Annotated in this window: 4 protein-coding genes; 2 read left to right on the top strand and 2 right to left on the bottom strand. The window is 70.0% G+C overall.

Annotated features, from left to right (window positions below; genetic code table 11):
• The first annotated feature begins 130 nt into the window (after positions 1 to 130).
• Entirely contained in the window at positions 131 to 3,886 is a 3,756-nt protein-coding gene (locus N878_RS11180) for an EAL domain-containing protein (RefSeq protein ID WP_021443742.1), read from the top strand.
• Between the two features lie 68 nt (positions 3,887 to 3,954).
• Here the strand turns inward: N878_RS11180 and rimK are convergent, their stop codons facing one another.
• Together rimK and N878_RS11170 are read right to left on the bottom strand one after the other, a co-directional pair.
• Entirely contained in the window at positions 3,955 to 4,860 is a 906-nt protein-coding gene (gene rimK, locus N878_RS11175) for a 30S ribosomal protein S6--L-glutamate ligase (protein ID WP_021443741.1), read from the bottom strand.
• Entirely contained in the window at positions 4,857 to 5,294 is a 438-nt protein-coding gene (locus tag N878_RS11170) for an ATP-dependent zinc protease (RefSeq protein WP_177342893.1), read from the bottom strand. The genes rimK and N878_RS11170 overlap by 4 nt, the downstream gene beginning before the upstream one ends.
• Positions 5,295 to 5,440: 146 nt before the next feature.
• Between N878_RS11170 and N878_RS11165 the strand changes: the two genes are divergently transcribed.
• Positions 5,441 to 5,718 (top strand): RNA-binding S4 domain-containing protein (locus N878_RS11165; protein WP_021443739.1); only part of this gene is annotated, 278 nt, incomplete at its 3' end.

Raw genomic sequence — 5,718 nt, 5'->3', positions numbered from 1 at the left:
GCAGATTGCCAGCATGCCTCGGCCTGCTCGGGCGACCAGCCGTCCGAGCCGGCCGAGGCATGCTGGCAATCTGCGGTCAGAGGCTCTGGCGCTGGGCTATGCTGTGCCAGCGTACCCACTCGAGGCCCGCATGCCCGCCGCCTTATCCGACCGCCTGCCCAAATGGACTTGGTGGCTGCCGCTGCCGCTTTTCCACCTGGGAACCTGGTTATCCCTGACCACCCGCCTGGATGACGGGGTGGCGCTGTGCTACCTGCCGCTGCTGCTCGGCCTGGTGCTGTGCCTGTGGTGGGGGCCACGGGTGTTGCCGGCGCTGTACCTCAACGCCCTGCTCAGCACGCCCTTGTGGGGCCTGTCCTGGCAGTGGGCGCCGCTCTATGCCGTGCCGGAAACCGCCGCGGTGGCGCTGGGCTGGTGGCTGTTGCGGCGCCAGCCGTTCGACCCCGCGCTCGGCCGCCTGGCCGATCTGCTGCGCTTTCTCGCCTTCGGCGTGCTGCTGCCGACCACCCTGGTGGCCTTCGGTCTGCAGGGCAACCTGTGGCTCACCGGCCTACAGGGCGGCGAGCAGTGGGCGCTGGCCGTGCTGGGGGTGTGGCTGAGCGACGGCATCGGCCTGCTGGCGCTGGCGCCGCTGCTGCTGGCCTACGCCAGCCCGCTGCTGCGCGTGCGTGGCTGGTTGCATAAGGACGTGACGGACGCCGCGCCGGCGCTGAGCCTCAGCCGCTCGCCGCTGGGCTGGCTGTTCGCCGGCGGCGCCCTGCTGCTCTTGGCGGCGCTGCTCGGCAGCCTGCCGACGCTGCTCGGCCTGCCGCTGCTGGGCATCTGCATGCTGGTGCTGGCCCTGCGGCACGCCTTCGCCGGGGCGTTGTACGGCGTGGTCCTGGCCTTCGCCGCGACCCTGCTGCTGCCGCTGCTGCGCGATGGCCTCGGCCTCGGTGCTCCGGATCTGCAACGCAGCCAGCTGCAACTCACCGTGCTGTTGCTGATGAGCGCCGCGCTGCTGGTCGGCCGCGCCCTCGGCGACCTGCGCCAGGCACTGGCGCGTAGCGCGCAGATGCAGCAGCAACTGGCGCGCGCCAACCTGGCCATGGAGGCCAGCCCGTTGGGGGTGACCATCGCCGACGCGCGCCAGCCCGACCTGCCGCTGATCTACTGCAACCCGGCGTTCAGCCGCATCACCGGCTACACCGTCGAGGAGGTGCTGGGGCGCAACTGCCGCTTCCTCGCCGGCGATGACCGCCACCAGCGCGACCTGAAACAGCTGCGCGCGGCGCTGCGCGAGGGGCGCAGCGGCCATGCGGTGCTGCGCAACTACCGCAAGGACGGCAGCCCGTTCTGGAACGAGGTGGTGCTGGCGCCGATGCGCGACGAGCAGGGCATCAGCCACTTCGTCGGCCTGCAGCACGACGTCACCGAGCGCGAGGAGCTGGCCGCCAAGGTCGAGCAGCAGCGCTTGGCCATGCTGCGCCAGAGCCACCTGTTCAGCCAGACCGAGAGCATCGCCGACATCGGCGGCTGGGTGCTGGAGCTGGCCGACCTGAGCATGTTCTGGAGCGAGGGCTGCTACCGCATCGTCGGCCGCGACCTGGCGCTCGGCGCACCGCTGCTGGAGCAGGCGCTGGACTACTACGACGGCGCCAGCCAGGCGCTGATCCGCGCCAACCTGGCCGAGGCGCTGGCCGGGCGCAATCACTTCGACCTGGAGGCGCGCCTGGCGGCGCGCAACGGCTGGGTGCGCCTGCGCGGGGTGGCCGAGCGCGACGGCACGACGCTGGTGCGGGTCTACGGCGCGATCCAGGACATCAGCGAGCGCAAGCGCGCCGAGCAGCAGCTGCGCGAGCGCGACGAACGCCTGCGCCTGTTCTTCGAGGCGCCGCTGATCGGCATGGCCCTGACCACGCCGACCTTCGGCTGGGAGGAGGTCAACCACAAGCTGTGCGCCATCCTCGGCCGTTCGCGCGAGGAGCTGCTGCGCTGCACCTGGGACGAGCTGTCGCATCCGGACGACCTGGCCGCCGAGCAGCAGCAACTGGATGCGGTGCTGGGCGGCAGCAGCGACGGCTTCGAGCTGGACAAGCGCTTCCTGCGCGCCGACGGCCAGCAGGTGCACACCCGCCTCAGCCTGCGCGCGGTGCGCAACGGCCAGGGCCGTCCGGGCATGTTCCTGCTGCTGGTGGAGGACGTCAGCGCCCGTCGCGAGGCCGAGGCGCGCTATCGCACCCTGGTCGAGCACGCGCCCGAGGCGATCATGCTGTTCACCCCCAAGGGCGGCATGGTCGATTTCAACGAGAACGCCCTGCGCCTGTTCCGCTACCGCCGCGAGGAACTGCTGGGCAAGACGGTGCTGGAGATCAGCCCGCTGCGTCAGGCCGACGGCCAGCTCTCGGCGGAGATCGGCAAGGTGCATCTCAAGCGCGCCATCGCCGGCGAGGCGCCGGTGTTCGAATGGCTGCACCGCGACAGCGCCGGCCGCCAGCTGCCCTGCGAGGTGCGCCTGGTGCGCATGCCCGGCGAGCAGCTGCTGATCCGCGGCAGCGTCACCGATATCTCCGAGCGCCAGCGCTACCAGCGCGAGATCGAGCGCCTGGCCTACAGTGACGAACTGACCGGGCTGCCCAATCGCCGCCTGCTGCTCGACCGCCTGCAGCACGCTATGGACCGCGAGGCGCGCGAGGGCCGCCTAGGTGCGTTGCTGTTCATCGACCTGGATCACTTCAAGACGGTCAACGACAGCCTCGGCCACCTGATCGGCGATGCCCTGCTGCGTGAGGTGACCAGCCGCCTGGCGCGCGAGCTGCGCGCCGAGGACACCCTGGCACGGCTCGGCGGCGACGAGTTCGTGGTGCTGCTGGAGGCGCTCGGCGACGACCCGCGGGTGGTCGCCGAACACGCCGCGGCGGTGGGCGACAAGCTGCTGCGCGGCCTGCTCGGCAGCTGCACCATCGACGGCCACGAGCTGTCGATCAGCGCCAGCATCGGCATCGCCCTGCACCCGCTGGAGCGGCAGAACGCCGCCGACGTGCTCAAGCAGGCCGACACCGCGATGTACCGGGCCAAGCACGCCGGGCGCAACGCCCTGCATTTCTTCGCCCCGGAAATGCAGGCGGCCATCGACCAGCGCCTGCAGCTGCAGAGCGAGCTGCGCCAGGCCATCGCCCGCGAGCAACTGCACCTGGTGTTCCAGCCGCAGCTGGCGCTGGCCACCGGCAAGGTGGCCGGCGCCGAGGTGCTGCTGCGCTGGCGTCACCCGGAGCGCGGCGAGATCGCCCCGGATCAGTTCATCCCCCTGGCCGAGGAAACCGGGTTGATCCAGGACGTCGGCCACTGGGTGCTGGAGCAGGCCTGCGCGGCGCTGACGCGCTGGCATCGGCAGTGGCCGCAGCTGGTGCTGGCGGTCAACCTCAGCCCGCGCGAGCTGCGCCAGGCCGACTGCGTGGCGCGTATCCAGGCCTGCCTGCAGCGCCATGGCGTGGCGCCGGCCTCGCTGGAGCTGGAGATCACCGAGGGGGTGCTGCTGGAGGACGTCGACCAGTGCATCGCCACCATGCAGCGGCTCAAGGCCCTCGGCGTGCGCTTCGCCATCGACGATTTCGGCACCGGCTACTCGTCGCTGACCTACCTCAAGCGCCTGCCGCTGGACCGATTGAAGATCGACCGCAGCTTCGTCGCCGACCTCGACGGCGAGGAGAGCGGCCGCCTGTTGGTGCAGACCATCCTGGTGATCGCCCGTAACCTCGACCTGGAGTGCGTGGCCGAAGGCATCGAACGCGCCGCCCAGCTGGAGCTGCTGCGCGAGCACGGCTGCTCGCTGGGCCAGGGCTACCTGCTCAGCCGGCCGCTGGCGGAAGCGGAGTTTCTCGCCTGGCTGGAGGCGCACCACCGCTAGAGTGGCGCGGTACCGCCCAGGCCGTGTGGGGATAAGGGTCGTTTGCGACCGACCCGGCGTAGCGCGGCTCAGCCACGCCCCTTGGTACGGGTCTGCCCGGGTTCGGCGTACTTTTCCAGGTGTTCGACGATGATCCCGGCGACGTCCTTGCCGGTGGTGGTCTCGATGCCTTCCAGGCCCGGCGAGGAGTTCACCTCCATCACCAGCGGGCCGTGATTGGAGCGCAGGATGTCCACCCCGGCGACGTTCAGCCCCATCACCCGGGCGGCGCGCACCGCGGTCATGCGCTCCTCGGGGGTGATCTTGATCAGGCTGGCGGTGCCGCCGCGGTGCAGGTTGGAGCGGAACTCGCCGGCCTTGGCCTGGCGCTTCATCGAGGCGATCACCTTGTCGCCGACCACGAAGCAGCGGATATCGGCGCCGCCGGCCTCCTGGATGTACTCCTGGACCATGATGTCCTGCTTGAGGCCGAAGAAGGCTTCGAGCACCGACTCGGCCGCCTTGTGCGTCTCGGCCAGCACCACGCCCTTGCCCTGGGTGCCTTCCAGCACCTTGATCACCAGCGGCGCACCGCCGACCATCTGGATCAGGTCGGGGATGTCGTCGGGGGAGTGGGCGAAGCCGGTCACCGGCAGGCCGATGCCCTTGCGCGACAGCAGCTGCAGGGCGCGCAGCTTGTCGCGCGAGCGGCTGATGGCGACCGATTCGTTGAGCGGGTAGACGCCCATCATCTCGAACTGGCGCAGCACCGCGCAGCCATAGAAGGTCACCGAGGCGCCGATGCGCGGGATCACCGCGTCGAAGCCTTCCAGCGCCTGGCCGCGGTAGTGGATCTGCGGCTTGTGGCTGGCGATGTTCATATAGGCGCGCAGGGTGTCGATCACCTGCATCTCGTGGCCGCGCTGCTGCCCGGCCTCCACCAGACGGCGGGTGGAATACAGGCGCGGGTTGCGCGACAGCACGGCGATCTTCATTGGGCACCTGGAACGGAGGAGGGCAGGGTGGGTTTGTCTTGCACGTAGCTGAGCGCCGGGTTGACCACCAGTTGCCCGGCGATCAGCGCCTTGGAACCGAGCAGCACGCGGTAGCGCATGGTCTTGCGGCAGGCCAGGGTGAACTCCACCGGCCACAGGCGATCGCCCAGGGCCAGGTGGGTGCGGATCACGTAGCGGCTTTGCGCCAGGCCGTTGGAACTCTTGATGCGCTTGACCGAGACCATCTGCGCCTCGCAGCGGTGGCGGCGCTGCACTTGGGTGCCGAGGTAGGCGGTGAAGCGCACCCAGTCCTCGCCATCGCGCTGGAACGGCTGGATATCGCTGGCGTGCAGGCTCGAGGTGCTGGCGCCGGTGTCGATCTTGGCGCGCAGGCCGATGATGCCGAGCTCGGGCAGGTTGATCCACTCGCGCAGGCCGATCACGCTGAGCTGGTCGAAGGTCTTCAAGCGGGCGGTATCCCTCTGCGGCTGACAGGCCTATGATTTCGCGCATTCTAGTAGCGCCGTGTGACAACTGCATCAGGCAGTTTCTGCCGGATGGCAAACCCAGCAGAGGTGAGATGAGCGACAAAGACGACGACAAGGTGCGCCTGGACAAATGGTTGTGGGCGGCACGCTTCTACAAGACCCGCGCGCTGGCCAAGGCGGCCATCGAGGGCGGCAAGGTGCACCACCGCGGCGAGCGCTGCAAGCCGGGCAAGGAGCCCAGGGTGGGCGACGAATACGTGCTGCGCACCGGCTTCGACGAACGCACCGTGGTGGTGCTGGCGCTGTCGGCGGTGCGCCGCGGCGCGCCGGAGGCGCAGCTGCTGTATCGCGAGACCGAGGCGAGCATCGC

It is taken from the genome of Pseudomonas sp. EGD-AK9 (genome assembly GCF_000465935.2).
Taxonomy (GTDB): Bacteria; Pseudomonadota; Gammaproteobacteria; order Pseudomonadales; family Pseudomonadaceae; genus Aquipseudomonas.
The sequence above is the reverse complement of the archived record's forward strand: the minus strand, read 5'-3'. Positions and strand labels throughout refer to the sequence as shown.

What these genes read in the sequence shown, in the direction of transcription:
- rimK (WP_021443741.1), bottom strand. Translation starts at nt 4,860, where the DNA reads ATGAAGATCGCCGTGCTGTCGCGCAACCCGCGCCTGTATTCCACCCGC.
- N878_RS11180 (WP_021443742.1), top strand. Translation starts at nt 131, where the DNA reads ATGCCCGCCGCCTTATCCGACCGCCTGCCCAAATGGACTTGGTGGCTG.